Source organism: Devosia sp. (genome assembly GCF_036563435.1).
Taxonomy (GTDB): domain Bacteria; phylum Pseudomonadota; class Alphaproteobacteria; order Rhizobiales; family Devosiaceae; genus Devosia.
Genome location: NZ_DATCMJ010000006.1, coordinates 1 through 26,913 on the forward strand (window position 1 = coordinate 1; position 26,913 = coordinate 26,913).

The 26,913-nt window shown below is 65.1% G+C and carries 23 protein-coding genes; 16 read left to right on the plus strand and 7 right to left on the minus strand.

All coding sequences use genetic code 11. The annotated features are described in order from the left end of the window. Positions 1–545 precede the first annotated feature (545 nt). Positions 546–2,753: a S8 family peptidase gene (locus VIL88_RS04060; RefSeq protein WP_331986265.1), complete on the plus strand. Its 2,208-nt coding sequence runs from the start codon at positions 546–548 to the stop codon at positions 2,751–2,753. On the opposite strand, the gene flgH is transcribed toward VIL88_RS04060, so the two are convergent. Genes flgH through flgF form a run of 4 tightly spaced genes read right to left on the minus strand, consistent with a single transcriptional unit; the run spans position 2,692 to position 5,945 of the window. Beyond that, complete coding sequence (gene flgH, locus VIL88_RS04065) at positions 2,692–3,429, minus strand: flagellar basal body L-ring protein FlgH (RefSeq protein ID WP_331986267.1); 738 nt, start codon at positions 3,427–3,429, stop codon at positions 2,692–2,694. The two genes, VIL88_RS04060 and flgH, sit on opposite strands and share 62 nt — an antisense overlap. A 16-nt stretch (positions 3,430–3,445) precedes the next feature. After that, positions 3,446–4,390 carry a flagellar basal body P-ring formation chaperone FlgA gene (gene flgA / locus VIL88_RS04070; protein ID WP_331986269.1) on the minus strand — a complete coding sequence of 315 codons (945 nt, stop codon included), beginning with the start codon at positions 4,388–4,390 and terminating at the stop codon, positions 3,446–3,448. 13 nt (positions 4,391–4,403) lie between these two features. Beyond that, on the minus strand, positions 4,404–5,189 hold the full coding sequence (gene flgG, locus VIL88_RS04075; RefSeq protein ID WP_331986271.1) for a flagellar basal-body rod protein FlgG: 786 nt from the start codon (positions 5,187–5,189) through the stop codon (positions 4,404–4,406). Between the two features lie 15 nt (positions 5,190–5,204). After that, a complete protein-coding gene (gene flgF, locus VIL88_RS04080) occupies positions 5,205–5,945 on the minus strand; it encodes a flagellar basal-body rod protein FlgF (protein WP_331986273.1) in 741 nt (246 codons plus the stop codon). Between the two features lie 284 nt (positions 5,946–6,229). Here flgF and VIL88_RS04085 point away from each other — a divergent pair, with 284 nt between their 5' ends. From VIL88_RS04085 to VIL88_RS04105, 5 genes are all read left to right on the plus strand, one after another. Next, positions 6,230–6,760: a flagellar basal body-associated FliL family protein gene (locus VIL88_RS04085; RefSeq protein WP_331986275.1), complete on the plus strand. Its 531-nt coding sequence runs from the start codon at positions 6,230–6,232 to the stop codon at positions 6,758–6,760. Next, on the plus strand, positions 6,760–7,923 hold the full coding sequence (fliM, locus tag VIL88_RS04090; protein ID WP_331986277.1) for a flagellar motor switch protein FliM: 1,164 nt from the start codon (positions 6,760–6,762) through the stop codon (positions 7,921–7,923). Before VIL88_RS04085 ends, fliM begins: the two co-directional genes overlap by 1 nt. After that, positions 7,923–8,351, plus strand: coding sequence for a DUF6468 domain-containing protein (locus VIL88_RS04095; RefSeq protein WP_331986279.1), 429 nt, complete (start codon positions 7,923–7,925; stop codon positions 8,349–8,351). Before fliM ends, VIL88_RS04095 begins: the two co-directional genes overlap by 1 nt. Further along, complete coding sequence (locus VIL88_RS04100; protein ID WP_331986281.1) at positions 8,348–9,556, plus strand: hypothetical protein; 1,209 nt, start codon at positions 8,348–8,350, stop codon at positions 9,554–9,556. The genes VIL88_RS04095 and VIL88_RS04100 overlap by 4 nt, the downstream gene beginning before the upstream one ends. Before the next feature lie 180 nt (positions 9,557–9,736). Continuing rightward, the gene (locus tag VIL88_RS04105; RefSeq protein WP_331986283.1) at positions 9,737–13,039 is read left to right on the plus strand and encodes a hypothetical protein; all 3,303 of its coding nucleotides are present in this window, start codon (positions 9,737–9,739) and stop codon (positions 13,037–13,039) included. On the opposite strand, the gene fliP is transcribed toward VIL88_RS04105, so the two are convergent. Further along, positions 13,029–13,772 (minus strand): flagellar type III secretion system pore protein FliP, encoded by a 744-nt coding sequence (fliP, locus tag VIL88_RS04110; protein WP_331986285.1) that lies wholly within the window; start codon positions 13,770–13,772, stop codon positions 13,029–13,031. The two genes, VIL88_RS04105 and fliP, sit on opposite strands and share 11 nt — an antisense overlap. 16 nt (positions 13,773–13,788) lie before the next feature. Beyond that, the gene (locus tag VIL88_RS04115; RefSeq protein WP_331986287.1) at positions 13,789–14,433 is read right to left on the minus strand and encodes a flagellar biosynthetic protein FliO; all 645 of its coding nucleotides are present in this window, start codon (positions 14,431–14,433) and stop codon (positions 13,789–13,791) included. A gap of 181 nt (positions 14,434–14,614) precedes the next feature. Between VIL88_RS04115 and flgB the strand changes: the two genes are divergently transcribed. From flgB to VIL88_RS04155, 8 genes are all read left to right on the plus strand, one after another. Then, on the plus strand, positions 14,615–15,022 hold the full coding sequence (gene flgB / locus VIL88_RS04120; protein ID WP_331986289.1) for a flagellar basal body rod protein FlgB: 408 nt from the start codon (positions 14,615–14,617) through the stop codon (positions 15,020–15,022). 12 nt (positions 15,023–15,034) lie between these two features. Next, complete coding sequence (gene flgC / locus VIL88_RS04125; protein WP_331986291.1) at positions 15,035–15,445, plus strand: flagellar basal body rod protein FlgC; 411 nt, start codon at positions 15,035–15,037, stop codon at positions 15,443–15,445. 18 nt (positions 15,446–15,463) lie between these two features. Next, positions 15,464–15,796 (plus strand): flagellar hook-basal body complex protein FliE, encoded by a 333-nt coding sequence (locus VIL88_RS04130; RefSeq protein WP_331986294.1) that lies wholly within the window; start codon positions 15,464–15,466, stop codon positions 15,794–15,796. Between the two features lie 521 nt (positions 15,797–16,317). Continuing rightward, the gene (gene fliQ / locus VIL88_RS04135) at positions 16,318–16,584 is read left to right on the plus strand and encodes a flagellar biosynthesis protein FliQ (RefSeq protein ID WP_331986296.1); all 267 of its coding nucleotides are present in this window, start codon (positions 16,318–16,320) and stop codon (positions 16,582–16,584) included. A 1-nt stretch (position 16,585) separates the two neighbouring features. Then, positions 16,586–17,353: a flagellar biosynthetic protein FliR gene (gene fliR / locus VIL88_RS04140; protein WP_331986298.1), complete on the plus strand. Its 768-nt coding sequence runs from the start codon at positions 16,586–16,588 to the stop codon at positions 17,351–17,353. Positions 17,354–17,356: 3 nt separating this feature from the next. After that, positions 17,357–18,439 (plus strand): flagellar biosynthesis protein FlhB, encoded by a 1,083-nt coding sequence (flhB, locus tag VIL88_RS04145; RefSeq protein ID WP_331986300.1) that lies wholly within the window; start codon positions 17,357–17,359, stop codon positions 18,437–18,439. Between the two features lie 139 nt (positions 18,440–18,578). Beyond that, positions 18,579–21,152, plus strand: a complete 2,574-nt coding sequence (cckA, locus tag VIL88_RS04150; protein ID WP_331986302.1) for a cell cycle histidine kinase CckA — start codon at positions 18,579–18,581, stop codon at positions 21,150–21,152. Beyond that, entirely contained in the window at positions 21,149–21,541 is a 393-nt protein-coding gene (locus VIL88_RS04155; RefSeq protein ID WP_331986304.1) for a DUF2237 domain-containing protein, read from the plus strand. Before cckA ends, VIL88_RS04155 begins: the two co-directional genes overlap by 4 nt. A 198-nt stretch (positions 21,542–21,739) precedes the next feature. On the opposite strand, the gene araD1 is transcribed toward VIL88_RS04155, so the two are convergent. Beyond that, complete coding sequence (gene araD1, locus VIL88_RS04160) at positions 21,740–22,735, minus strand: AraD1 family protein (RefSeq protein WP_331986306.1); 996 nt, start codon at positions 22,733–22,735, stop codon at positions 21,740–21,742. Between the two features lie 268 nt (positions 22,736–23,003). Here araD1 and recA point away from each other — a divergent pair, with 268 nt between their 5' ends. Together recA and alaS are read left to right on the plus strand one after the other, a co-directional pair. Further along, on the plus strand, positions 23,004–24,077 hold the full coding sequence (gene recA / locus VIL88_RS04165; protein ID WP_331986308.1) for a recombinase RecA: 1,074 nt from the start codon (positions 23,004–23,006) through the stop codon (positions 24,075–24,077). Positions 24,078–24,248: 171 nt separating this feature from the next. After that, complete coding sequence (gene alaS / locus VIL88_RS04170) at positions 24,249–26,894, plus strand: alanine--tRNA ligase (protein ID WP_331986310.1); 2,646 nt, start codon at positions 24,249–24,251, stop codon at positions 26,892–26,894. The last annotated feature ends 19 nt before the right edge of the window (positions 26,895–26,913 follow it).

Genomic DNA, 26,913 nt, shown 5'->3' on the forward strand with positions numbered 1-26,913 from the left:
ACTTCAACCGGCGTTCGGCAAGTGCAGGGCCCTCGGGTCAGGCCCGAGGGTGACGGCTGGTGGGTGGGCGGATGGTGGGTTAGCCGGTCGATGGTGGCTAAACCACACCCCCTCCCATCCTCCCTCAAGGGGGAGGTGCCGTGCGATGTTTGTGGCACGATCTTGCCTCGTCCACGGAGCGAGCTTCCCTCCCCCTTGAGGGGAGGGCGTGAGGGTGGGGGTTCCGGCGGATTAACTGGCGCCTGAGCGGGTGGATAGCACAGAACCCCCACCCTTGATCCCTCCCCTCAAGGGGGAGGGAGACGACTTCTGCATCGCGGCTGGAGGAAGCTAAGACCTTCTTCTGGTGAGCGCAGGGAGTCCAGCTAGCTCCCGGAACGTCACCCTCGGGCTTGACCCGAGGGGTCTTTACTTCGACTCACGCTCCGCAAGTGCAGGGCCCTCGGGTCAGGCCCGAGGGTGACGGCTGGTGGGTGCGACTTCCGTTCCGGTTGACGCACTCTGTTGGGCGCCATTAGATCGCCGGCGATCGGGGGATCTCCTATATGCGACGTCGTCTGCTGGCCGCTTGCGCCATTGCCTTGCCTGTCTTTGCCGCGCCTGTTCAGGCGCAGGATTATACGGCGGAGTTCGACCGCCAATGGGGCTTGCGCATGATCGGCGTCGACAAGGCGCTCGCGCTGGGGCTCGACGGGGCGGGTGTGCTGGTGGGGGTGACGGATACCGGATTGGACACAGGGCTGGACTTCAGGGCGCCCCTGCATCCGGAGCTGGTGGGGCGCTATATCGGCCTGGGCTCGACGGCTATGAAAACGCGCCCCTGGTATTCGACGGCAATCCGCTCGTCGGGGCAGTTCAAGTATCACGGCACCCATGTGGCGGGGACGATCGCGGCCAATCGGGACGGGGTCGGCATGGTGGGCGTGGCGTCGGGCGCCAGCATCGTGCCCATGCGGATGATCGAGGGTGGAGGGACCTACAACGGAACGCAGGCGCTCGCCTTCTCGGTCGACTACGGACTGCGCAATGGCGTGCGCATCTTCAATGCGTCATGGGGGACGGAGAGCTGGTATGACACGCTCGTCCTCCGGGACTCAGCCGGCACATTCATGGGCACCCAGTCCGTCACAAGTGACGAGGTGCTGACCGTGCTGGCGCCGCAGATTGCATCGCTGCGTAGCGTGGTGGAGGCTGATGGGGTGATGGTCTTTGCCAATGGCAACCTGGATTCTCGCCTGCCGCTCGGCATTCAAGCGGCCTTGCCCTACTACGCCCCCGACCTCGAGCGCGGTTGGCTGGCGGTGACGGCGGTGGGGCCAACCCTGCAGCAGGCGTGGTATGCGCAGGCCTGCAGCGTGGGCATGATGTGGTGCCTGGCGGCCCCAGGCGGGGACCAGACCGTGACCGGCATTCCGGGTGCCGGAGATGGCGGCATCTACGCGACGCAGCCGGTCTACAGGGATCCTGCCAACCCCTATATCAGCATCAACGGCACCTCGATGGCGGCGCCGCATGTGTCGGGGGCGCTGGCGATTGCCAAGCAGCTCTATCCGAACGCGTCCTACCAGCAGTTGCGGACGCTGGTGCTCAATACGGCGACCGATATCGGCGCTGCGGGCATCGATCCGATCTATGGCTGGGGCCTGCTCAATGTGGCCAACCTCGTGGCGACGGCGGAGCCGGCGGCGGGGACAATCTATGCGCAGCAAGCCTGGAACCGGAGCGTTGTGCTCGATGAAATCATGGACCGGGTGACAGGCCGATCCGTGTCGGTCGATGCGGCACGCCCCTATGGCTGGTGGGTGGCGCCCTTTGCCGGCTTCGGCAGCGTTGCCGGGGCGGGGACGGACGGAGCTGGCCTGGCGGGCGGCGTGGATTTCGCCGTGACGCCCTCGCTGTCACTCGGCTTGTTTGCCGGTGGGAGCAGCGGTTCGGTGCAGGGCGGCGGTGCCTCGGCCAACGACGCGGGGCTGCATGGCGGCGCGACGTTGGCTTTCGACAATGATGCCTTGTTTGCCGACCTTACACTGGGCGTCAGCAGCTTTGGCGGGAATGCGCAGCGCAACAGTGCGCCGGGCCTCGTCGGGACGGTCCTGGGCGCGGGGGTTTTCGCGGCGACGGCCGCGACAGCCGACACGGCGCTGTGGGGCGGCGCCGAGCTTGGCTATCGCTTCAATTTCGACGGGCTGAAGGTGGCGCCCTATGTGTTTGGCCGCGGTGCAGCAAAACCTGGGCGCGTTCTCGGAAAACTCGGTGAGCGCGCTGGCGCTGTCTGGAGCAGCACAGGGTTTGGCGACGGGCGAGCTGGGCTTGGGCGTGGCGCTGACCGGGGCACCGATCCTGATCGATCCGCTGCAGATCACGCCATCGCTGGACCTGGCCTATGGCCGCCGTCTTGGCGCGGTCGAGCGGGTGGTCAACCTGCTGGGGAATGGATTGAGCGCTTCGGCTCCGGTGGGAGCGGATGTGCTCCATATCGATGCCGCGCTTGCGGTTACGAAGCCGGAAAGTCCGCTGGCGGTGCAGCTGAGCCATGGCAGCCGGATCAGCAGTGGCGCGCAGACGCATGCGGTGAGCTTCAGCCTGTCAGGCCGGTTCTAGCTCCACAATGGGGAAGAGGCGCAGCCGGGGAGCTGCGCCTCTGGGGATGGCTTGCCGCACCATTGGGGGAATGTGCGGCGGGCCGGGGAACTAGAAGGGGAGGATGGCGTCCATGGCCTGCTGGCCGTAGCGGGGCTGCTGGACGTCGGTGATCTGGCCGCGGCCGCCATAGGAGATGCGGGCTTCGGCAATCTTGGAGGAGAGGATGGTGTTGTTGGCCTGGATATCGGAGGGGCGGACGATGCCGGCGACGATCAGGTCGCGCACCTCGAAGTTGACGCGCACTTCCTGGCGACCCTCGATTACGAGGTTGCCGTTGGGCAGGACCTGGGTGACCACGGCGGCGACGGAAGTTTCGAGCGACTCCGAGCGGTTGACCGAGCCGTTGCCGCGGTTGCTCATGCCGGAGTCGAACTCGATGGCGGTGGCCGGATCGATGGTGCCGCCGCTCAGATTGTCGACGGCGGCGCCGAACAGGCCGCCCATGCCGGCCGAACTGCTGGAGGCGCGGCTCGACTGGGTGGTGTTGGCGATCTTGGCGTTGTCGTCGATGGTGACGAGGATGGTCAGGATGTCGCCGATGCGGTGGGCGCGCTCGTCCTTGAAGAAGCCCTTGGCCGAGGTGCGGTAGAGCGAATTGGGCTGGTAGGTGTCGGCGATGGCCTCGGGCATGGGCATGCGCACGGGCTGGTAGCCGGCCGTGGTTGTGGGGTCGGCAATGGCGGTCAGCGGCGGGGCATTGCCGATATTGGCGAGCCTGTCGGTGGTGTTGCAAGCGGCGAGCGCGGCTGTAAGCGTCAGGAGCGTGGCGAGTTTGAAGAGGTTCATGGGGTTCTCCTGAGCTTCAGAGGCCAGCGACGGCGAGCGGGTCGAGACCCACTTCAACCGCGCCGGGGGCAATGGCGGTGGCGCTGATGACGCGCTTGGACATGAGGTTGAGGACTTGGACAGGCGCGCCCTGGGCGGCGCTGGTGACGGCCTGGCCCTTGACGGTGAGGGTCATGGGGCCCTTGCGGAAATAGATGGTGACGGCATCGTTCTTGGAGACCGTGGCCGGGGTGGTGACGTCGGCGGGGCGGAGCATCATGCCCTCGCGGCTCTGGCGGGTGAGGGCCTTGCCGACCACGTCCTCGAGGCGGGCGGCGCCGGCGCTGTCGGCGAACTTGACCGGGACGGCGCGCATCTCGACGTCAGTGGGGGAGAGGAGCGCGCCGGCCGGGAGGCTGGCGGTGATGTGGGGGGCTTCCACCATGAGCTCGATCGTGCCCGAGACGTCGAGCGGCTGCTCGACGCCGGCGATGGCAAAGCGGGCGGTGAAGGCGCCGGTGCCGGGGAGGTAGCGGAGGTTGAGGACCTTGGCCGGCTCGGCCACCGCTTCCGCGTTGATAGCTGCGACGGGGGTAGCGAACAGGGTGTCGGCGCTCATGCCGGTGCCGATAATGCCGCGGGCCGCCAGATCGGCGGCGATAAGATCGGCCAGAACGGCTTCGTCGACGATGGAAGCTTCGCGGGTGACGCGGGTGGCGGCCAAGCCCTGGGCGTCGAAATCGGTGATGCCGACGCGCGCCAGGGCAGCGGTCACGGCGCCGAGGTCGACCATGCCGCTGGTGCCGGGGGCGGGGGCGCGGAAAAGGGCGGTGTCGGCGAGGGCGCCGGCATCGTCGAACATGTCGCCGACGGTCACCAGGGGAGAGGCGACCACGGCCTCGGCCCGGAGGACGGGCGCGGCCCAGGCTGTATTGGCCAGGAGCAGGGCGGACAGAGCGGCAAGCGTCGGACGCAGGATCATTCAGTGGCCTCCCTTAGCGCAGCTGGCTGGTGGACTGCATCATCTCGTCGGCGCCCGAGATGACGCGGGCGTTCATCTCGTAGGCGCGCTGGGCGGCGATGAGGTCGGCGATCTCGGTCACCGAGTTGACGTTGCTCATCTCTAGATAGCCCTGAAGGAGGTTGCCCACGCCATCGGCATTGGGAACGCCCACCTGGGCTGGACCGCTGGCGGCGGTTTCGAGGAAAAGGTTGTCACCCAGCGACTCGAGGCCCGACTTGTTGACGAAGCGTGCGAGCTGGAGCTGGCCCATTTGAGTGGGCACGGACTCGTTGTTGAGATAGGCGCTGACCATGCCGTCGGGCGAGATGGCGACGGAGGTGGCGGTGCCCGGGATGTTGATGCCCGGATCGATGGTGTAGCCGGTGGAGGTGACGAGTTCGCCTTCAGGCGAGCGCTCGAAGGAGCCGTCGCGGGTATAGGCGGTGCGGCCGTCGGGCAACTGCACCATGAAGAAGCCTTCGCCGCGCACCGCCACGTCGAGCTCGCGCTCGGTCATGTTGACGCTGCCCTGGCTCATGACGCGCGGGGTCGAGACGGTGCGCACGCCCGAGCCGATCTCAAGGCCGGCCGGCACCATGTTGCCCTGGTCGGAGGTGGAGGAGCCGGCGCGGGTCACCTGCTGGTAGAGCAGGTCCTCGAACTCGGCCCGGGCCTTCTTGAAGCCCGTGGTGCGCATATTGGCGATGTTGTTGGAGATGACTTCGACGTTGCGCTCCTGCGCGCTCATGCCGGTCGATGCAATGTAGAGAGCCTTCATGGCGGATCTTCCCGGTTAAGCGTTGGTGTCGCCAAGGCGCTGAATGGCGGAGCGGCGCAGCTCATCCTGCTTGCTGGCTAGGCTGGCGGCCGATTCATAGGCGCGCTGGACGCGGATCATTTCGGCCATCTCGGCGACGCCCGAGACGTTGGACTTCTCGACGAAGCCCTGCATGGCGCGGGTGCCGGTGGCGGCGGCGGGCGTGCCGCCGGCCCAGAGGTTGTTGCCTTCGCGCGTCAGGGCTTGCGGATCGGTGAATTCGACGAGGCGCAGGCGGCCCTTCTGGCCGGCGCTGGTGCTGATCGAGCCGTCGGAGGCGATCAGGATGCCGGTTTCCTCGGGGCCGAACTGGATGGGGCCGCCTTCGCCGAGCACCGGGTTGCCGCTGGCGTCGACCAGGGTACCGTTGGCGCTGAGCTGGAAGGAGCCCGCCTTGGTCCAGCGTTCGCCAGCCGGCGTCTGCACGGCAAAGAAGCCGTCGCCGTTGAGGCCGACATCGAGTTCGCTGCCGGTCTGCACCATGGCGCCGCCGGACAGGTCGTGGATCGTGGCCCAGTCCTGCACATAGGAGAGGGGCTGGTCGAGGCGCGGGAAATCGCGGTCCCGGGCGACGGGCATGACATATTCCTCGAACAGGACCTGTTCGCCCTTGAAGCCGGTCGTGTTGATGTTGGCCATGTTGTTGGCCACCACATCCGTCTGCCGCTGCAGCGCGATCTGCCGTGACAGGCTGATCAGTTGCGCATTCTCGATCATCGCTGATCCCCGGAAGTTCCTAATCCCCGAGACCGCCGCTTCCCCAAGCCTTGGCCTCGCCCATTAACACTGCAGAAACCATGCCAGAGTTGAACCGATAGCAATTTCAAAGGCTTGCCTTCAGCAGCTGTGGGCAAGATTCGGCATGGCGTGAGGCGGCAGGGCAAAAGCTGCCCGGCAGAAATTGCCGGGTTGGGCCAAATTGTAACCAATCATTAACCATCGCCCGCTTAGCTGGAGCCCAAGCCGGAATCGTCCGGAAAGCCCTCTACTGGCAGGTTCCCATGGCCGCAGAAGCAGAAGTCGAAGACGGCGCCCCGGCCAAGAAGGGCATTCCCAAGCTCTTCATCATTATCGGCGCGGCCGCCATCGTGGTGCTGCTGGGCGGGGCCGGGCTGTTCATGTTTCTGTCGTCCGGCTCGGCGCCCGCCGAGGGCGAGCATGCGGCCGAGGGTGCGGACGGTCATGCCGCAGCCGGAGCCGATGGCCATGGCGCCGAGGCTGCCCATACCTTTATCTTCAATCTCCCCACGATGGTGGTGAACCTCAACAATAGCGAGGGTGGCGCCGGCGCCTTCATGAAGCTGACGGTGGCGCTCGAGGTCGCCAATGAAGAGATGATGGTGGAAATCCAGCCGCGTATCGCCAAGGTCGTGGACGCGTTCCAGGTCTACTTGCGCGAGTTGCGCCGCTCCGACCTCGAGGGCTCGGCCGGCGTCTATCGCCTCAAGGAGGAGCTGCTGCGCCGCGTCAATGTCGCGATCTATCCCAGCCAGGTGGAATCGATCTTGTTCAAGGAACTGCTGGTGCAGTGATGGCTGGCCCTTCCGATCAGGACAAATTGGCAGAAGACTGGGGGCTGGACGATATCGGCCTGCCCGATGACGGCATGACCGAGGAGCAGCGCGCCGCCGCGGCCGCCGCCGAATGGGCAGCCATGATCGAGGAGGCCGGGGAAGGCGAGGGCGGTCCCGACCGCGTGCTCAACCAGGACGAAATCGACAGCCTCCTCGGCTTTGACGCCAGCATCGGCAGCAATGTCGAGCTGACAGGCGTGCAGGCGCTGATCAACTCGGCGCTGGTGAGCTATGAACGCTTGCCGATGCTGGAAATCGTGTTCGACCGCCTGGTTCGGCTGGCGACCACGTCCCTGCGCAACTTCACCAGTGACAATGTCGAAGTGACGATGGACTCGATCTCCTCGGTCCGCTTCGGCGATTATCTCAATTCCATTCCGCTGCCGGCAATCCTGTCGGTGATCAAGGCCGAGGAATGGGAAAACTACGGGTTGCTGACGGTCGACTCGAGCCTCATCTACTCCATGATCGACGTGCTGCTCGGTGGCCGCCGTATCGGGGGCAATATCCGCGTCGAGGGCCGGCCCTATACGACCATCGAGATGGCGTTGGCCCGTAAGATGATCGAGATCATCCTCGAGGATACTCACCGCGCCTTCGAGCCCGTGACGGATGTGAATTTCAAGCTTGAGCGCATGGAAACCAATCCGCGCTTCGCCGCCATCTCCCGCCCGGGCAATGCCGCCATCCTGATCGAGCTGCGCATCGAAATGGACGACCGTGGCGGCAAGATCGAAATCCTCTTGCCCTATGCGACGATCGAACCGATCCGCGAACAGTTGCTGCAGATGTTCATGGGCGAAAAGTTCGGCCGCGACCCGATCTGGGAAGGGCACCTGGCCACCGAGATCTATTCGGCCAATGTCGAGATCGAGGCGGTGCTGCACGAACAGGAACTTCCACTGTCGCGCATGCTGGGCATCAAGCCAGGCGACACGGTGATGTTCGAGCGGACGCCGAGCGATCCGGTGCGGCTGCGCTGCGGCGATGTCGAACTGACCGAGGCCATCATGGGCCATATCGGCAACCACGTTTCGGTACGCGTCACGCGTCCGCTGAACCCACCCAAGGTGACCATGGCCGCCTTTGAAGCCATTGACGAGAAGATGGAAGGACGATGATGTTCGGCTTGCCCCTGGGTTTTGTGGTGGAAGGCGCCGTTGCCATTCTACTTGCCCTCACAATCGGCTACTGCATCGTGCTCAACCAGCGCCTCAAGCGCCTGCATGCCGACAAGGACGTGCTGCGCCAGATGGTGGCCGACCTCGTGGGCGCGACCAACCTCGCCAACCAGGCGATCCGTGAGCTCAAGCAGACCGCAGTCGAAGCCGACCTGGCGCTGAATTCCCGCCTCGAGGAAGCCGAGCGCTTCGGCGTCGAACTGGCCAACCACGTCAATGCCGGCACGGTGCTGATGGAGCGGATCGTCAAGATCACCAGCGTGGCCCGCCACTCGCAGGCCATCGAGCCGGTGGAACAGCCCAACAAGGTCCAATCGGCGCTCGAGCAGCTGCAGGCCCGTGTCCGCGCGCGCGGAGCTGCCGCGTGAACAGGGTCCGGCTGCTGCCCATCGTCGTCCTTGCCATAGCCTCGCTGCTGGTGCTCAAGACCGTCGGTCTTGCCACCAATGGCGGCTACCTGTTTGCGGGCGTGAGCCCAGCCATGGCGGCAGGCGGTGGCGGTGGCCATGGCGGCGGCGGTGGCGACGGTGCGGGAACGACCGAGGCCGATGCCACGGTCACCCCCGTGGAACCTACGCTTGAAGACACGACGCCCACGATCAGCGACTCCGCCCCGACGCTGGGCGAGGAGCCGGCAGCGGCAGGTGGCCATGGAGCTCCGGCAGCAGGCCATGGCGAAGCCGCGCCCGCGGGCGACCACGGAAGCGAGGCGGCTGAAGGCGAGCATGGGACCGAGGCGGAAGCGGCTGCCGATGGCCATGGGGCTCCCGCGGAGGGCGCGGCACCGGCACCGATGGTTGCAACTGTTCCGGGCGCCCACTGCGTGGAAGCCGACGCAACGCTGACCGAAACTGGCGAAACCATTCTCCATGGCGCGGCTGCCGAAGGCGGCCACGGCGCAGCACCTGCTGCCGAGGGGCACGGCGAAGAGCCTGCCGCCGCCGAAGGACACGGCGAAGAGCCTGCCGCAGAAGGGCATGGCGAAGAGGCCGCCGTCGAGGTCCCGGCCGGCAGCTTTGCCGCAACCATGATCGACTGCCTCCCTTCGGGCGATGCTGTGCCGACGCAGATCGGCCCGGACGGGCAGCCGGTGGCGATCAGTGCTGTGGAGGCAGCGTCGAGCAGCGAGCAGCAGCTGCTGCAGCGCCTGGTGGATCGCCGCACCGAGCTGGAGAAGTACGAGGCGGACCTCGCCCTGCGCGCCTCGCTGGTCGACGCCGCCGAAAAGCGCATCGAGGAGCGCGCCGCAACGCTCGAAGCGCTCGAAACGCAAATCTCGACCCTGGTGGACCAGCGCCAGCAGATGGAAGCGGGGCAGTTTGCCAGCATCGTTGCCATGTATGAAAACATGCGCCCCAAAGACGCCGCCAACATCTTCAACAATCTGGACATGGCGGTGCTGCTGCAGGTGGCCAAGACCATGAGCCCGCGCAAGATGGCGCCGATCATGGCGGCCATGGATGCGGCGCGGGCGCAGGAGCTGACCGTGCAGATGGCCGACCTGGCCGAACGTCCACCCACCGAGATGACCCCCGAGGACCTGGCGGCGCTGCCGCAGATCGTGGGCAATTAGCCTTTGTTCCTCTGGGGTAAGGCCACGTTAAGCCGCCGCCTTTAGGGTCTGGCACGAGAGTATCGTGTAACCCATGCGGGCGTGATCGGAAGCCGAAGGCTTCGCCGCGTTTCGCAACAGAGTGCGTCGGGCGGGCAGAAGCCGGTGAGGACCGCGTTCAAGGCAAGGTGGCAGGCCAGAATGGCCGCCCTGATCGGCATTGCCTTGGTGATGCTCGGCGCGTCCGTGCCTGCTTTCGCGGTGGAGCAGGGGCAGCTCTTTGCCACGCAGGAAGACGGTTATGGCCGCCTGATCCTGAGCTTTCCGGGCCGCGACGACCTTCCCCCATACGAGATGCGGATCGAGAACGGCGTCCTGTCGCTCGAATTCGAGGACGAGGTCTCGATCATCCTCCCCGATGTCGGCGTCACCATGGCGCCCTATCTCTCCATTGCCCGCGTCGACCCGGACGGCCGCGGATTGCGCATGGGGCTGCGCTCGTCCTTCAACTTCAACCGCATCGAGGCGGGCGAGAAGCTCTTCATCGACCTCCTGCCGACAACCTGGACGGGCATGCCGCCGGCGCTGCCGCAGGACATCATCGACGAACTGGCCGAGCGGGCGCGGCTCGCCGCCATCCAGGCCGAGCGCGACCGCAAGGCGGCCGGCGTCGAGGAGCTCAAGCCCGTCGCCAATGTGCGCGTGGGCCGCAATCCCACCTTCATGCGCCTCCAGTTCGACTGGACCGTGCCGACCACGGCCGAGTTCGTGCAGGAAGGGGAGGTGGCGCACCTGGCCTTCGAGTGGCCGGTGGAAGTGGACCTGCGCCAGGTGGTGGTGGACCTGCCGCCTGAAGTCGCCGCTATCGAAAATGTGGTGAGCCCGGACGGGACGCTGGTCACCCTCCAGCTGGCCAAGGGGGTGACGCCGCGGTTCTACCAGAATTCGGGGCATCAGTTCGTTCTCGACATCGACATCAAGGGCCAGGGGCTGCCGAGCTTCACCGCCGCGAGCCTTGCCGAGCATGCCGCGGCAGAGCACGAGGCGGAGCCGCATGAGGCTGAGGCACCCAAGGTCGACATGCTTTATCCGCGCGGCGTGGCCGAGACGGTCAAGCCGTTCGTCAGCGTGCTGGGCTCCACGGTACGGGTGGTGTTTCCGTTCGAGCAGGATACCCCGGCCGCGGTGTTCCGCCGCGGCGATACGGTGTGGATGATCTTCGACACGGTCTCGGGCATCGAGAAGCCGGCGGAATCCGAACAGATGAACGGCTTGGCCAGCGATTTTTCGGTCATTGCCTCGGGCGATACGCAGGTAGTGCGGATCGAGCTGGCCAAGGACCGGTTGGCGACGCTTGGTTCGGAGGGCATGGCCTGGGTGCTGTCGCTGGGCGACATCATGCTGACGCCCACCGAGCCGATCAACCTGTCCCGCCGCCGTAACATGGAAGGGGCCTTCGAGGTCGTTGCCGACGTGGAGCGCCCGGCGCGCGTGCATGACTTCCATGACCCGCTGGTGGGTGACAATCTCAAGGTGATCACGGCCTATCCACCGGCGCGCGGCGTGATGCGGACGCTCGATTATGTGGAATTCTCTGCGCTGCGCAGCGTGCATGGCTTGGTGATCCGGCCGGAAAGCCCCGAGCTTTCCGTGGCAGTGGAAAGCAAGCTGGCGGTGCTGTCGACGCCCGAGGGGCTGACCGTCTCGGCCCATGATGCGCCGCGCAACATTGGTAAGGGCAGCAGCGAAACCGCCCGCAGCAGCTTCATCGATCTCGCGGCCCTTGAGGAGCGCGATTTCGGCGCGCTTAACAAGCGGCTGAGCGACCTCCAGGCCAAGGCGGCAGGGGTCGAGGGCCGGGACCGCGACATTGCGCGGCTCAACCTGGCGCAATTCTATGTGGCGAACCATTTTGCCCATGAGGCGATCGGCGTGCTCAGCGTCGTCGAGCAGGATCTGAAAGCCGAGGACCAGACGCGGCGCATCCGCATGGTGCGGGCCATTGCCCAGACCATGGCCGGACGGCCCAACGATGCCCTGGGCATCCTCAATGGCGACGCGATGGGGCAGGAGATCGATGCCCTGTTCTGGCGAACCATTGCCCGCGCGGATGCGCAAGATTTCAAGGGCGCGCGGATCGACGCGGTGGAAGCCAACTCCATTGCCGAGAACTATCCGCTCTGGATCCGCAACAGGTTCTATCTTGCCGGGGCCCGGGCCGGGGTGGAAACGGAGGAAGCCAACCTCGCCGAGCGGTTCCTGGACCAGATCGACTTTGCCAGCCTGTCGCTGGAGGAGGCGAGCGAATATCACCTGTTGACCGGCCGCGTCAGCGAAGAGCGGGGCAAGGTCGCCGAGGCGATCGATATCTATGGCCAGGTGATCGCGGCCGACATTCGCCCGACGCGGGCCGAAGCCATCTACCGGACGCTGCGCCTGCTTGACGAGCAGGGCACGCTCGATCTCACCAAGGCGGCACAGACGCTGGCGGCCGAATCCATGCTCTGGCGCGGCAGTGCGCTGGAAGCGGAGATGCAGACCATGCTGGCGGACCTTTATTTCCGCGAAGGCAATTACCGGATGGGCTTCGAAACGGTGCAGCAGGCGGTCGGCAGCTATCCCGACAGCCGCCCCGCCAACGCCCTGCGCGACCAGGCGCAGGCAAAGTTCGCCGAGCTCTACCTCGACGGCGCGGCGGACCGGATGGATCCGGTCGAGGCACTGGGGCTCTACTATGATTTTCAGCAGCTGACGCCGGCAGGTGCGCGCGGCGACGAGATGATCCGCAACCTGGCGCGGCGCCTGGTGCGCGTCGACCTCTTGCCGCAGGCCGCCGAGCTGCTGCAGTACCAGCTCGACAACCGGCTCAAGGGCATCGCCCGCACACAGATAGCGACGGACCTGGCGGTGATCTACCTGGCGGACCGCAAGCCGCACGAGGCGATCCGCACGCTCAACGCCACGCAGATGCCCGACATGCCCGAGGCGCTGCGCCGGCAGCGGCGGATCCTCGAGGCGCGCGCCATGATCGATGGCGGCCGCGACCAGCTGGCGCTCGACCTCCTGCGCGACATGGACGGCCAAGATGTCGAACTGCTGCGCATCGACGCCCACTGGAAGGCCCAGCGCTACAGCCAGGCCAGCGAGCTGCTCGAGGGCCTTTTTGCCCGCGCTGCCGGCGACACACCGCTGGCGCCGCAGGTGCGGATGGGTCTGATCAAGGCGGGCGTGGGCTTTGCGCTCTCCGGCGACGCGTTCGGGCTGTCGCGCCTTCGCTCCAAGTATGGCGAGGCCATGGTGACGACGCCCGAATGGCCGATGTTCGACCTCGTGACCGGCCAGACCGAGATCACCAGCGCCGAATTCAAGACCGTGGCGAGCCAGGTGGCGGGCGTCGACAGCATCAACGCCTTCCTCGCCTCATATCGCGAAACCTATGCCGGCGCCGGGGCCTTGGCGCCCACCAATGCGACCGAACCGACGGGCGACGTCGCTAGCCGCTGACGAAGCTGCGCACCAGCGAGCCGGCGACCAGGTACCAGCCGTCCACCAGGACGAAGAAGATCAGCTTGAACGGCAGCGAGATCACCACCGGCGGCAGCATCATCATGCCCATGCTCATCAGCACCGAGGCGACCACCATGTCGATGATGACAAAGGGCAGGAACAGCAGGAAGCCGATCTCGAAGGCGCGGCGCAGTTCGGAGATCATGAAGGCCGGGATCAGCAGCTGGAGCGGAATGGCTTCGGGTTCGGCCGGGATCTCGGCCTCCGTCAGGTCGTAAAAGAGGCTCAGATCCTGCTCGCGCACATTGGCGCGCATGAATTCGTGCAGCGGCGCGCTGCCCAGCTCGAAGGCTTCGGCGATCTCGATCTCGCCGGCCAGAAGCGGAGCGATGCCCTGGTCGTAGCTCTGCTGCAGCGTGGGCTGCATCACGAAGATGGTCAGAAACAGCGCCAGCGACACCATGACCGAATTGGGCGGCGCGGTCTGCAGGCCAATGGCGGTCCGCAGGAGCGAGAGGACAACGACGATGCGCGTGAAGCTCGTCACCATCACGAGGATGGATGGCGCCAGCGACAGGAGGGTGATCAGCCCGATGATCTGGACGGCGCGCTCGGTGATGGTGGTGTCGTCGCCAAAGTCGATCGACACGTCCTGCCCGAAGGCAAGGCCCGGCGCCAGGGCGAGGAGCACCAGCGCCAGCGGGGCGGCAAGCGGCAGGAGCCGGCGCATGCTTGTCGGCACCAGCTTACCGCCGATTAGCCTCGTTGCTGTCTTCCGCAAAGTCGGTGCCTTCGATGTCACGCCGCGCCCGATCCTCTCTAGCTGAGTCGTTGCCCGGAGCGACGGGAGGGGCCGAGTTTTCAGGGGATACCGCGATTTCGGTTTCATTGACCGGCCGCAGCAGCCCGGTATGGCGCAGCGAGAGGTGCGCCTTCTTGTTGGTGGGCTGGCCGAGCTGGCGCAGCTGTTCGATGGCGGTGGCCGGGGCGGCTTGAGCCGGGGCCGGGCTGGGCTGGGGCGCCGGTGCCTGCGCCGCCGCTGCGGGGGCGGGCTTGCGTGAGGGCACGCTGGGAACAGGGCGGCGTGCCGGCTGGCTGGGCGCTTCCTCGATCTCGATGCCGGTTTCGATCACCAGGTCATGCGCGCCGCCGGTGAGGATCAGGTGCTCGACATTGTCGCGGCGGATGATCAGCAGCTGCCGCTTGGGATCGAGGGGCAGGGCATCCACTACCGACAAGCGGCGGTTGCGACCGCGGCCGACATTGCCCGAAGCCCTGAACAGGGCCTTCAGCAGCCAAAGCACCAGCACGATGGCGACGACGACCGCGGCAAGCGCGAAAATGGCGGTCAGGACACTGTTGCCATTGAAGAGGCTGGTGATGAATTGCATTTTGACTCCAAGCAGCTGCCGCGAATCCCCGGGCGGCACATCTTGCCTACCACATCCGCAGAAATGTGCAGAATGCGAGGCGTGCACCGCCCTAAGGCGCCGCGGTTAACACTTGGTTAACCATAGGTGGGCAGAATTTGCCCATTGCGGGTCGAATCCGCAGCAGCGGGAGCACTGGCCCATGGGCCTCATGAACATGCCGGTCTTCTCGGCGCTGACGGACAAGATGCGCTGGCATCAGGCGCGGCAGGGCCTTTTGGCTGAAAACGTCGCCAATGCCGAGACCCCGGGCTATAGCGGCCGGGATCTGGCGCAATACGACTTCGCCACCCGCTCCAGCGCCATGTCCGTGGCCACTGTCACCACGACGGCCACGCAGCCCATGCACTTCGCCGTCGGCGGCAGCGAGAGCAGCGCCTTTGGTGCACAGCGCATGGCCAATTTCGAGATCACGCCGGAAGGCAATGGCGTGACGCTGGAAGACGAGATGATGAAGGTGACGACCAACCTGATGGATTATCAGGCCGCCACCAGCCTCTACCAGAAATCGATCAAGATCCTCAAAACGGCCATGGGCCGGCAGAGCTAGGGGTAAGGCGCAATGGACTTCAACTCCTCGCTCAAGATCGCCGCCACGGGCCTCCATGCCCAGACCGCGCGCATGCGCATCATAGCCGAAAACCTCGCCAATGCCGACTCAGCCGGCAAGGCGCCGGGGGAGGAGCCCTATCGCCGGCGCATCCCGACCTTCCAGGCCGCCTTCGACGACGCGGTGGGCGGCAAGATCGTGGAAGTGGGCAAGCTTGCCTACGACATGAGCGACTTTACCTCGCGCTACGAGCCGGGCCACCCGGCCGCCGATGCGACGGGCTACGTGCAATATCCCAACGTCAACTCGCTGGTGGAGACGATGGACATGCGTGAGGCCCAGCGCACCTACGAGGCCAACCTCAACGTCGTCACCGTAACGCGGCAGATGCTCGGGCGCACGCTCGACATCCTGCGCGGCTGATAGGAGCAGGAAGCAATCATGGCCATCAGTACCCCGTTCAACGCCGCTGCCGCCGCCTATGGCAATGCCAGCCGGCTGATCAACCAGGCGGCCAAGCCCAATACCGACCTCCAGGCGCTGGCCGCTCCCTCCGGTGGCAGCTTTGCCGACATGCTGGCCCAGCAGGTGCAGGGCGTGGTGGATGCCGGCAAGACCTCGGACGCCATGGCCATCGACATGGTCAACGGCAAGGCCAATGTCGTGGACATGGTGACGGCACTGAGCGAGACGGAAATCGCAATTGAATCGATGGTGACGGTGCGGGACCGGGTGATCTCCGCATATGAAGAGATCATGAGGATGCCGATCTAGTGTGCCACCTGCACCGCGCGTCACCCTCGGGTTTGACCCGAGGAGGTTGTACTGAGCCGGTGCTCTGCAAGTGTAGAGCCCTCGGGTCAAGCCCGAGGGTGACGGCCGGTGGAAGATACGCCGCCGGGTGACGCGCAGTGGGCCGGCCTATGAAGAGATCATGCGCATGCCGATCTAGTGTGCCACGCCCTCGTGGTTCGAGGGTCGCTGCGCTCCCGCCTCACCATGAGGGCTACTTTTAGCGAGTGCAACAGTAGCCCTCATGGTGAGGTGCGAGCTCTTCGCGAGCCTCGAACCACGAGGGCGTGCCCAGAGCTCGGCAAGTGTAGAGCCCTCGGGTCAAGCCCGAGGGTGACGGTCGGTGGAAGAGATACGCTGCCGGTGGAAGAGATACGCCGCGGGTCACGCGCGGTGGGTGGGTAGCTATTCTTTCGGGGAAGCCGTGATCACGATTGGATTCCCGCCTTCGCGGGAATGGCGCGGTGGGGGTAAGATCACCCGAAGCCTGATTCCGAGATTCCATGACCGGCGCCGAAGTTCTCGACATTGCCAGTGACGGTATCTGGGTGCTGATCATCGTATCGGCGCCCATGATGCTTGTGGGTCTCGTCGTCGGCGTCATCATCGCGCTGTTCCAGGCGCTGACGCAAATTCAGGAACAGACGCTGGTCTTTGTGCCCAAGATCATCGCCATCTTCGTCACCATGCTGCTGACCCTGCCGTTTCTCGGCGCCACGATGGGCGGGTTCATGACGCGGGTGATGGACATGATCATCGTGGGCGGCTGACGTGACCATCGGGCTCGACTGGCTGCCCAACACGGCCTTCCTCTACCTGCTGCTGTTTTCTCGCATCGGCGCCATCCTCATGCTCATGCCGGCCCTGGGTGAGGACATGATCCCGGCGCGCATGCGGCTGAGCTTTGCCCTGGCCTTCACGCTCGTGGTCTTTCCGCTCCTGTCGCCGCAGCTGCCGGCGCTGCCGGATAGCCTCATTGCCATCATCGGCCTGATCTTCCACGAGATCGCCATCGGCATCATCCTGGGTGCCATTGCCCGCATCACGGTGATGGCGACGCAGGTGGCGGGCGCCATCATCGCCTTCCAGACCGGTCTTTCCACCGCCATGGCGGCCGACCCGACCCAGGTCGGCGTTCAGGGCGCCGTGTTTGGCAGTTTCCTCAGTTTCCTCGGCATGGTGCTGATCTTTGCCACCGACCTCCATCATGTGGCACTGGCGGCGACCTATGACAGCTACATGGTCTTTCCGCTCGACGCGCCGCTGATGTTCGACGATGCGGCGCAACTGGCGATCCGTACCGTCGCCGGTGCCTTCAGCATCGGCATCCAGATGTCGGCGCCGTTCATCGTCTTCGGGCTGGTGTTCAACCTGGGTGCCGGAATCCTGGCGCGGCTGATGCCGGCCATGCAGGTCTTCTTTGTGCTGATGCCTGCCAATATCTTCCTCGGGCTGGCGCTCTTTGCGCTGCTCTTGACCATGATGATGGGCTGGTACCTTTCGGCCTTCGAGGGCCACCTCGCGATGTGGAGGGGCTAGCCGATGTCGGACGAAGCCCCGGAGAACGACTCCAAAACAGAAGACCCTTCTCAAAAGCGGCTGCAGGACGCGCGGGAGAAGGGTGACGTTGCCAAAAGCCAGGAGGTGGTCACCTGGTTCATGCTGCTGGGTTCGGCGGCGATCTTTGCCATGATGGCACCGGGCACGGCAGCCAACCTTTCGGACTCGCTGCGCGTCCTGATCATGAATGCCGACCGGTTCGACCTGTCGGGAGCCGGCTTCAGTGCCTTCGTCAACAACCTCGCCATAACCCTCCTAGGCGTGGTGATGATTCCGCTGGTGGTGCTCTCGGTCTGCGCGATCCTGGCCAACCTGATCCAGCACCAGCCGCTCCTGTCCACCGAGCCGATCACCCCCAAATTCTCCAAGGTGTCGCCGCTCGCCGGATTCAAGCGGCTGTTCTCGATGGAGTCGCTGGTCAACTTCGGCAAGGGCCTGCTCAAGATCGGCATTGTCGGCGCCGTCGTGGTGATGGTGGTGTGGCCCGAGCGCGACCGGCTGGACACGATGATGACCGCCGATCCGCTGATCATCCTGGCCGACTTCCAGGAGATCGGGGTCAAGATCTTCATCGCCGTCCTGGGCGTCGTCACCGCCATTGCCGCGGCCGACTACTTCTATGTGCGCCAGAAATGGTGGAAGAAGCACATGATGACGCTGCAGGAGACCAAAGAGGAATACAAGCAGCAGGAAGGCGACCCCCATATCAAGGGCAAGCTGCGCCAGCTGCGGCAGGAAAAATCGCGCCGGCGCATGATGCAGGCCGTGCCCGACGCCACCGTAGTCATTACCAACCCGACCCACTTTGCCGTGGCGCTCAAATACGACAAGGGGATGAAGGCGCCGCAATGCGTGGCCAAGGGCGCCGACGCCGTGGCCTTCCGGATCCGCGAACTGGCCAAGGAGCACGATGTGCCGATCGTGGAAAACCCGCCGCTGGCCCGCGCCCTGTTTGCGACGGTCGAGATCGACGGCACCATTCCCAACGAGCACTTCAAGGCGGTGGCCGAGGTCATCGGCTTCGTGATGCGCCTCAAGCGCGGGGCGGGCTGGAAGGCGAGCTAAAGGTGCGTCCGGCGCAGCACAGTTGGCGCCGCCACAATGTTGATAACCTGTTAACGCCTCCCGCAGCCTCCGGCCATTTGCTAGACCAATCGCGATGGCCTGATTCGGCCGACTCACCGGACACGGAGCACCTGAAGTCATGGCAGCACGGCCGCGCGGCGAGGATAACTATCCCGATCCTCTTTTGGCCTCGAGCCGCGGCAGCGCGGGGCTTTGGAGGGTCGTTGCGCTTGGCCTGACCCTGATCGCGCTGGCCGTCCTCTTCGTGCTGTTCGGCGACCGGATTTCAGCCGACCTGATCATGACCTTTGTCGGCATCCTGGCCGTGGTGGGCGTGTTCTGCCTCTTTGGCCTGGCGGCGGGCCTGTTCCGCTTCGCCAATGGCGAAGAGCGCCGCACCATTTCCAATGCCGTGGTCGATAGTCTCCCTTTTGGCGCCGTGGTGGCCGATCGCGACGGCAAGATTTCCTACGTGAATTCCCATTATGGCACCTTCCACGGCGCGGTGACCAATGGCGTGCCGGTGGGCGTGCCGCGGCTCTTTGCCGGCCAGTCCGACGCCAGCGAAGCCATCTACCGCCTGTCGCGCGCAGCCAAGGACGGGCGCTCGGCGGTGGAGGATATCCGCATCCCCGGCGGGTTGGGCGATAATGGCGGCCATGGCGGCAAGGCGTTCTGGTACCGCGTCTCGGTGCGGCCGCTCCCCGACTCCGACGAGGCCAGCAAGCCGCTGGTGATCTGGTCGGTCGAGGACATTACCCGCGACAAGGAAAACAACGAGAGCGCCTTCCGCGACCTGCAGCGCGCCATCGACTACCTCGATCATTCGCCGGCCGGCTTCTTCTCGGCCGATGCGCAGGGGCGGATCCAGTATCTCAATTCCACGCTGACCGACTGGCTAGGCTATGACCTGGCCGAGTTCAATGCGGGGCACCTGAGCCTTTCGGACCTGGTGCGGGGCGATGGCGCAAGCCTCCTGATGCGCGGGCGGGGCGATGGCGAGATCCGCACCGAAATCATCGACATCGACCTGGTGCGCCGCAACGGCACGAGCTTCCCCGTCCGGCTGCTGCATCGCGCCGCGCGCCTGGCCGACGGCGAACTGGGCGAAACACGCACCCTGGTGCTCGACAAGTCAAATGCGCCGGACACCGAGGAAGAACTGCGCGCCGCCGAAGTGCGCTTCTCGCGTTTCTTCAACGACACGCCCTTCGCCATCGCGACGCTGGATGGCGAAGGCCGCATCATCCGCACCAATGCGCCGTTCGGGCGCATCTTCAAATGGTCGGGCGAGGAAAAGAGCCTCGAAATGCAGCCGCTGGCGGAACTGATCGGGGAGGGCAGCCGCGACAAGTTCGGCCGCGCCATCGCCGATGCCGTGGCGCACCGTTCGGAAGTGGAGCCGGTGGACGCCCTCCTCAGCGCCGAGGGCGAGCATGCCGTGCGGCTTTATCTGTCGTCGTCGGAGATGAGCGCCGGTTCGCCTGAACAGGTCAATGTCTATGCCCTGGACATGACCGACCAGCGCAAGCTCGAGGCGCAGTTCGCCCAGTCGCAAAAGATGCAGGCAGTGGGTCAGCTCGCCGGCGGCGTGGCGCACGATTTCAACAATCTCCTGACCGCCATTATCGGCTTCTCCGACCTCCTCCTGCTCAAGCACAAGCCGGGCGATCCATCGTTCAGCGAGTTGATGCAGATCAAGCAGAATGCCAACCGCGCGGCGGGCCTCACGCGGCAGCTCCTGGCCTTCTCGCGCCGCCAGACCCTGCGCCCGCAGGTGCTGGAACTGCCGCTGATCGTCGATGATCTGACGGTCCTGCTCAAGCGCATGATCGGCGAAAAGAACACGCTGAGCGTCGAGCATGGCCGCAACATCTGGCCGGTGCGCGCCGACGTGGTGCAGCTCGAACAGGTCATCATCAACCTCGTGGTCAATGCGCGCGATGCCATGCCCAATGGCGGCTCCATCACCATTCGCACGCACAATGTCGAGCGTTCGGAAGCCGAGCGGCTCAGCTTCGAGGGCATGGCCCCGGCCGACTATGTCTTGATCGATGTGGAGGATACCGGCACCGGCATGAGCGCCGAGGTGCTGGAAAAGATCTTCGAGCCTTTCTTCACCACCAAGGAGCTGGGCAAGGGCACGGGTCTGGGCCTCTCGACCGTCTATGGCATCGTCAAGCAGACCGAGGGCTATATCTACCCGGTTTCGACGGTTGGCGTGGGCACCACGTTCAAGATATTCCTGCCGCGCCACGTGCCGGCGGCCAGCGAAGTCGCCGCCGCCAAGGCGGCTGCCGCCGCGCCGGTGCGCGACCTCACGGGCCACGAGCGCATCCTCCTTGTCGACGACGAGGAAAGCGTGCGCGCCTTCTCAGCCAAGGCCTTGCGGGCGACGGGCTACGAGGTGCTCGAAGCCGATGGCGGCGAAGAGGCGCTGGAAGTGCTGGAAGATCACGACTTCCAGATCGACCTGATGATTTCCGACGTCGCCATGCCGGAAATGGACGGGCCAACCCTGCTCAAGCATGTGCGCGAGCAGATGCCCAACCTCAAGGTGATCTTCGTGTCCGGCTATGCCGAGGAAAGCGTGCGCCGCGACATCGAGGACGACCAGAGCGTCGAATTCCTGCCCAAGCCCTATTCGCTCGACCAGATCAATTCCAAGGTCAAGGAAGTGCTGCAAAGGATCGGCAAGGACGAGGAGAATTGAACGAGCAGGGGCGCTTCGGCGCGGGCGAGCTCAATGTCCTCGGCGAAGCGCTCGTGCCCTGTTCGAGCGCCCCGCTGACGGGCTTCTATCGCACCGGCTATTGCGCTGTCGGGCCCGACGGGGCTGCGGTGCACCTGGTGTGCATCGAGGCCAGCGCGAGCTTTCTTGACTATTCCAAGACGGTGGGAAACGACCTTTCGACACCCATGCCGCAATTCGCCTTTCCCGGCTTTGTCGGCGGCGACCGCTGGTGCCTCGTGGCGCAGCGCTGGTGGCAGGCGCATGAGGCCGGCATGGCGCCGCGCGTATTCCTCCGCTCCACCAACCAGGCGGTGCTCGGCTTCATTCCGCTTGCGGTCTTAAGGGCTTACGCGCTGGACCTCAATTAGCGTCCAGTCAGAACCCCCAACTAACCTCCCCCTGAAGGGGAAGGAACAGATCGGGTTTTGGCTACATCCAACCACATCCACAGTGCGGTTCCTCCCTCTTCAGGGGGAGGTTAGATGAGGGCCTGCGTTGCTAGCAAGCCCGCTCGGAAGGGGTGTTCCTTCCACCAGAAAGCCCTGCTGCGCCAGCGCGCAGCACAATCAATAGAGCGTGCCGACGGTGACCTCGACCTCGTTTTCCTGCTGCACCGGATTGCGCAGGGCGGCGCCGAACTGGCTTTCCTCGATCTCGAACACGTCGCCGGCCTGGGTCTTGATCCCATCGGCAAAGCTCAGCGTGGCGGTGCCGAACATATGGACGTGCACATCGCCGGGGCGGCGGAACAGGTCATACTTGAAGTGGTGGTATTCGAGGTTGGCGATGGTGTGGCTCATGTTGTCCTCACCCGACAGGAACGGCTTTTCCCAAAGCACCTTGCCATCGCGCCAGATGCGGGACTTGCCCTCGATATGGGCCGGAAGGTCGCCGACGCGCAGTTCGGGCCCGAAGGCGCAGGCGCGCAGCTTGGAATGGGCGAGGTAGAGATAGTTGACACGCTCGGTCACGTGGTCGGAGAACTCGTTGGCCAGCGCAAAGCCGAGGCGGCGGGGTTGGCCATTGTTGTCGATGATGTAGATGCCGGCGATTTCGGGCTCTTCACCGGCGTCGAGCGCAAAGGCGGGCGACGGGATGGGCTGGCCGGGATTGACCACGGCATAGCCATTGCCCTTGTAGAACCATTCGGGCTGTACGCCCTTGGTGCCAGCTGCCGGCTTGCCGCCCTCTAGCCCCATGCGGAACATCTTCATCGTGTCCGTAAGGCCGGTTTCGGCGGCACCACTATTGGCCGTGTGCATGGCGTCGCGCGTTGCCGCCGAACCGAGATGGGTGAGGCCCGTGCCGGTGACATAGAGGTGGGCCGGATCGGGATGGTCGATCGGCGACAGGAGGCGGCCTTCGGCAAGAATGGCATTGCGATCGACGGTGCCGCCCGTGCCGAGGCGGGTGATCGCCGCGGCAAGGCTTTCCCCGCGCTCGAGTGCATCGGTCGCCAGGGCATAGACGCTGCTGGCGCCGGTCACCACGCGGGCGATATCGCCTTCCACGGTGGCCACGGCGCGTTCGCCATTGTTGTCGATAAACTGAATCAGGTTCATGGCGGCTCCTCAACGCTTGCGCTCGTGCGACAGTGGCATAAAGCGCAATGGCCCTGCGGGTGGCAAGTCAAAAATCATACTTTTGCTGCTGCCCCTCTGTTGTTCTCTGCTGCGCCGGTCCCCCAAGGCAAATGAGGAGCGATGTTCTCATTTTGTCCCTTGACGCCAAGAGAACAATATGAGAACAAAGCGGCACGTTCAATACATGCCCACCAGCGGTGTCGGCGCGTTGCGCAGCCTCCCAGAGCGTGGAATAAGGAGAGACCAAATGGCAAACGCGCCGCTTCGTGTAGTTGAAGGTGGGTCGATGGATAAGGACAAGGCACTTGCTGCGGCGCTCAGCCAGATCGAGCGCAATTTTGGCAAGGGCTCGATCATGCGGCTGGGCGAAGCCTCGGCCATCGAAGTCGAATCGATTTCTACCGGTTCGCTGGGGCTGGACATCGCGCTGGGCATCGGCGGGCTGCCCAAGGGCCGCATCGTCGAGATCTTCGGGCCTGAGTCCTCGGGCAAGACGACGCTGGCGCTCCACGTAATCGCCGAAGCGCAGAAGGCCGGCGGCATCTGTGCCTTTGTCGACGCCGAACATGCGCTCGACCCGGTCTATGCCCGCAAGCTCGGCGTCAATGTCGACGACCTCCTGATCTCGCAGCCGGACGCCGGCGAGCAGGCGCTTGAAATCACCGACACGCTGGTGCGCTCGGGCGCCATCGACGTGCTGGTGGTGGATTCGGTTGCGGCGCTGACGCCTAAGGCCGAACTCGAAGGCGAAATGGGCGATGCCCTGCCGGGCCTGCAGGCCCGCCTGATGAGCCAGGCCATGCGCAAGCTGACCTCCTCGATTTCCAAGTCCAAGTGCCTCGTCATCTTCATCAACCAGATCCGCATGAAGATCGGCGTCATGTATGGCTCGCCCGAAACGACCACGGGCGGCAATGCGCTGAAGTTCTACGCTTCGGTGCGTCTCGACATCCGCCGCATCGGCGCCTTGAAAGACCGCGAGGAGATCGTGGGCAACCAGACGCGCGTCAAGGTGGTGAAGAACAAGCTGGCCCCGCCCTTCCGCCAGGTGGAATTCGACATCATGTATGGCGAAGGCATCTCCAAGACGGGCGAACTGCTCGACCTGGGCGTCAAGTCCGGCATTGTCGAGAAGTCGGGTGCCTGGTTCTCCTGGGATTCCCAGCGTCTGGGCCAGGGCCGGGAGAATGCGCGGCAGTTCCTCAAGGATAATCCGCAGGTCGCCAATACCATCGAGCAGGGCGTGCGCGAGAGCTCGGGCCTCCTGGGCGAAGTGCTGCTGGTGGCCGGCGGTGACGACGACGCCGGTGATGACGAATAAACCGCCTTTCCCATACAGGGATCATCGAGGCATCGCGCAAGCGGTGCCTCTTTTGTTTTGCCGTGCCGCAGCTTCGCCGCAATGCTGGACATTGCCGCAAGCGGCACGATAGAAAGCCTGCCGAACTTGTCTGCGGCGCCCGGCGCCGATTTCCTCAGTGAAAGCCTTCCGATGACCAGCGTAAACGACCTCCGTTCGAGCTTTGTCGACTACTTTGCCCGCAATGGTCATGAGGCCGTCCCGTCGAGCCCGCTGGTGCCGCGCAACGACCCGACGCTGATGTTCACCAATTCGGGCATGGTGCAGTTCAAGAACACCTTTACCGGCGTGGAGAAGCGCCCCTATTCGCGTGCCACCACGGCGCAGAAATGCGTGCGCGCCGGCGGCAAGCACAACGACCTGGACAATGTCGGCTTCACCGCCCGGCACCACACCTTTTTCGAGATGCTGGGCAATTTCTCCTTTGGCGACTACTTCAAGGATCGCGCCATCGAGCTGGCCTGGACGCTCCTGACCAAGGATTGGGAACTGCCCAAGGACAAGCTGATCGTCACCGTCTACCAGGACGACGACGAGGCGCTCGAACTCTGGAAAAAGATCGCCGGCATCGGCGAGGACCGTATCGTCAAGCTGGGCGCCAAGTCCAACTTCTGGCAGATGGGTGACACGGGCCCCTGCGGCCCGTGCTCGGAAATCTTCTACGATCATGGCGACAAGGTCTGGGGCGGCCCTCCGGGCTCGCCGGAAGAAGATGGCGATCGTTGGATCGAGATCTGGAACCTCGTCTTCATGCAGTATGAGCAGCATGCGGACGGCTCTCGCACCCCGCTGCCGCGTCCGTCGATCGATACCGGCATGGGGCTCGAGCGCATGGCTGCCGTCATGCAGGGCACGCATGACAATTACGGCATCGACCTGTTCCGCGCACTGATCGGTGCCGCGGCCAATGCCACTGGCGCTGACATCGATGGCGCTGGCAACCGAAGCCTGCGCGTCATCGCCGATCACCTGCGCTCCATGAGCTTTTTGATCGCCGAGGGCGTGCTGCCCTCCAACGAGGGCCGCGGCTATGTGCTGCGCCGCATCATGCGGCGCGCCATGCGGCACGCAACGCTCCTGGGCAGCAACGAGCCGGTGATCTTCAAGCTCGTGCCGACGCTGGTGCGCGAGATGGGCCAGGCCTATCCCGAACTCAGCCGCGGCGAGGCGCTGATCAGCGAGACCGTCCGGCTCGAAGAGGGCCGCTTCCTCAAGACGCTGGGCCGGGGCCTGCAGATCCTCGACAGCGAAACCGCCGACATGGCGGAGGGCTCCGTGCTCAACGGCGCCACGGCCTTCAAGCTCTACGATACCTATGGCTTCCCGCTCGACCTGACCGAGGATGCCCTGCGCTCGCGCGGCATCACCGTCGATCAGGCCGGCTTCGATGCTGCCATGGCCGCCCAGAAGGCCGAGGCGCGCAAGAGCTGGTCCGGCTCGGGCGAGGCGACCACCGACACGGTCTGGTATGGCCTCGCCGACAAGGTCGGCCCCACCGAGTTCCTCGGCTACGAAACCGAAACGGCCGAGGGCGAGATCAAGGCGCTGCTCAAGGACGGTGCCGAGGTCGCGACGCTTGCGGCGGGCGAGGAAGGCTTTGTCGTTCTCAACCAGACGCCTTTTTATGGCGAAAGCGGCGGCCAGGTGGGCGATACCGGCTCCATTCATGGCGAAGGGGTCAGGGCCCAGGTGCTCGACACGCAAAAGCATCACGGCGTCTTTGCCCATCGCGTCAGCGTCTCCGAGGGTACGCTCAAGGTCGGGCAGCCGCTGACGCTGACGGTCGATCACGAGCGCCGGTCCTCGATCCGCGCCAACCATTCGGCCACGCACCTGCTGCACGAGGCGCTGCGCCTGGTGCTGGGCGATCACGTGGCGCAGAAGGGCTCGATGGTTTCGCCCGACCGGCTGCGCTTCGACTTCGTCCATACCAAGCCGGTGTCCGAGCAGGAAATGGCCGAGGTGGAGGACATCGCCAACGCCATCGTCCTGCAGAATACCCCGGTCGAAACGCGCCTGATGGGCGTGGAAGAGGCCAAGGAATCGGGCGCGCGGGCGCTGTTCGGTGAAAAATACGGCGACGAAGTGCGCGTTGTCTCCATGGGCGAGCCCACCGGCAACGGCTTGGGCTGGTCGGTGGAACTGTGCGGCGGCACGCATGTGCGGCGCACCGGCGATATCGGCCTGGTCTCCATCGTGGCGGAAAGTGCCGTCGGCGCCGGCGTGAGACGCATCGAGGCGCTGACCGGCAAGGCAGCGCGCCACCGCGGCAACACCAATGTGGCGATCGTCAATGCCGCGGCCGGCCTCCTGCGCTCGGGCGGCCACGAAGTGCTCGACCGCATCGCGGCGCTGCAGGACAACCTCAAGAAAATCGAGCGCGAACTGACCGATGCCCGCAAGAAGCTGGCCCTGGGCGGTGGAACAGGGGGTGGCGCGGCGCCGGCCGATGAGGCCGTCAATGGCGTGACCTATGTCGGCCGCACCGTCGAGGGCATCGCCGCCAAGGACGTCAAGGGCCTGGTGGATACGGAAAAGAAGCGCATCGGCTCGGGGGTCGTGACCGTGGTGCTCAAGGGCGAGGACGGCAAGGGCACGGTGGCGATCGGCGTCACCGATGACCTCACCAGCCGCTTTGCTGCCGGCGACCTGATCAAGCTTGCGACGGCTGCGCTGGGCGGTCAGGGTGGCGGCGGCCGGCCGGAAATGGCGCAGGGCGGTGGGCCGGACGGCTCACGCGCCGCCGAGGCGATCGCAGCAGTGCGCGCAGCGCTCTAGGCGAAGGTCCGAAGCGAGC

Coding starts and splice junctions, on each gene's coding strand:
- VIL88_RS04060 (WP_331986265.1), top strand. CDS start 546: ATGCGACGTCGTCTGCTGGCCGCTTGCGCCATTGCCTTGCCTGTCTTT.
- flgH (WP_331986267.1), bottom strand. CDS start 3,429: ATGAACCTCTTCAAACTCGCCACGCTCCTGACGCTTACAGCCGCGCTC.
- flgA (WP_331986269.1), bottom strand. CDS start 4,390: ATGATCCTGCGTCCGACGCTTGCCGCTCTGTCCGCCCTGCTCCTGGCC.
- flgG (WP_331986271.1), bottom strand. CDS start 5,189: ATGAAGGCTCTCTACATTGCATCGACCGGCATGAGCGCGCAGGAGCGC.
- flgF (WP_331986273.1), bottom strand. CDS start 5,945: ATGATCGAGAATGCGCAACTGATCAGCCTGTCACGGCAGATCGCGCTG.
- VIL88_RS04085 (WP_331986275.1), top strand. CDS start 6,230: ATGGCCGCAGAAGCAGAAGTCGAAGACGGCGCCCCGGCCAAGAAGGGC.
- fliM (WP_331986277.1), top strand. CDS start 6,760: ATGGCTGGCCCTTCCGATCAGGACAAATTGGCAGAAGACTGGGGGCTG.
- VIL88_RS04095 (WP_331986279.1), top strand. CDS start 7,923: ATGTTCGGCTTGCCCCTGGGTTTTGTGGTGGAAGGCGCCGTTGCCATT.
- VIL88_RS04105 (WP_331986283.1), top strand. CDS start 9,737: ATGGCCGCCCTGATCGGCATTGCCTTGGTGATGCTCGGCGCGTCCGTG.
- fliP (WP_331986285.1), bottom strand. CDS start 13,772: ATGCGCCGGCTCCTGCCGCTTGCCGCCCCGCTGGCGCTGGTGCTCCTC.
- VIL88_RS04115 (WP_331986287.1), bottom strand. CDS start 14,433: ATGCAATTCATCACCAGCCTCTTCAATGGCAACAGTGTCCTGACCGCC.
- flgB (WP_331986289.1), top strand. CDS start 14,615: ATGGGCCTCATGAACATGCCGGTCTTCTCGGCGCTGACGGACAAGATG.
- flgC (WP_331986291.1), top strand. CDS start 15,035: ATGGACTTCAACTCCTCGCTCAAGATCGCCGCCACGGGCCTCCATGCC.
- VIL88_RS04130 (WP_331986294.1), top strand. CDS start 15,464: ATGGCCATCAGTACCCCGTTCAACGCCGCTGCCGCCGCCTATGGCAAT.
- fliQ (WP_331986296.1), top strand. CDS start 16,318: ATGACCGGCGCCGAAGTTCTCGACATTGCCAGTGACGGTATCTGGGTG.
- flhB (WP_331986300.1), top strand. CDS start 17,357: ATGTCGGACGAAGCCCCGGAGAACGACTCCAAAACAGAAGACCCTTCT.
- cckA (WP_331986302.1), top strand. CDS start 18,579: ATGGCAGCACGGCCGCGCGGCGAGGATAACTATCCCGATCCTCTTTTG.
- araD1 (WP_331986306.1), bottom strand. CDS start 22,735: ATGAACCTGATTCAGTTTATCGACAACAATGGCGAACGCGCCGTGGCC.
- recA (WP_331986308.1), top strand. CDS start 23,004: ATGGCAAACGCGCCGCTTCGTGTAGTTGAAGGTGGGTCGATGGATAAG.
- alaS (WP_331986310.1), top strand. CDS start 24,249: ATGACCAGCGTAAACGACCTCCGTTCGAGCTTTGTCGACTACTTTGCC.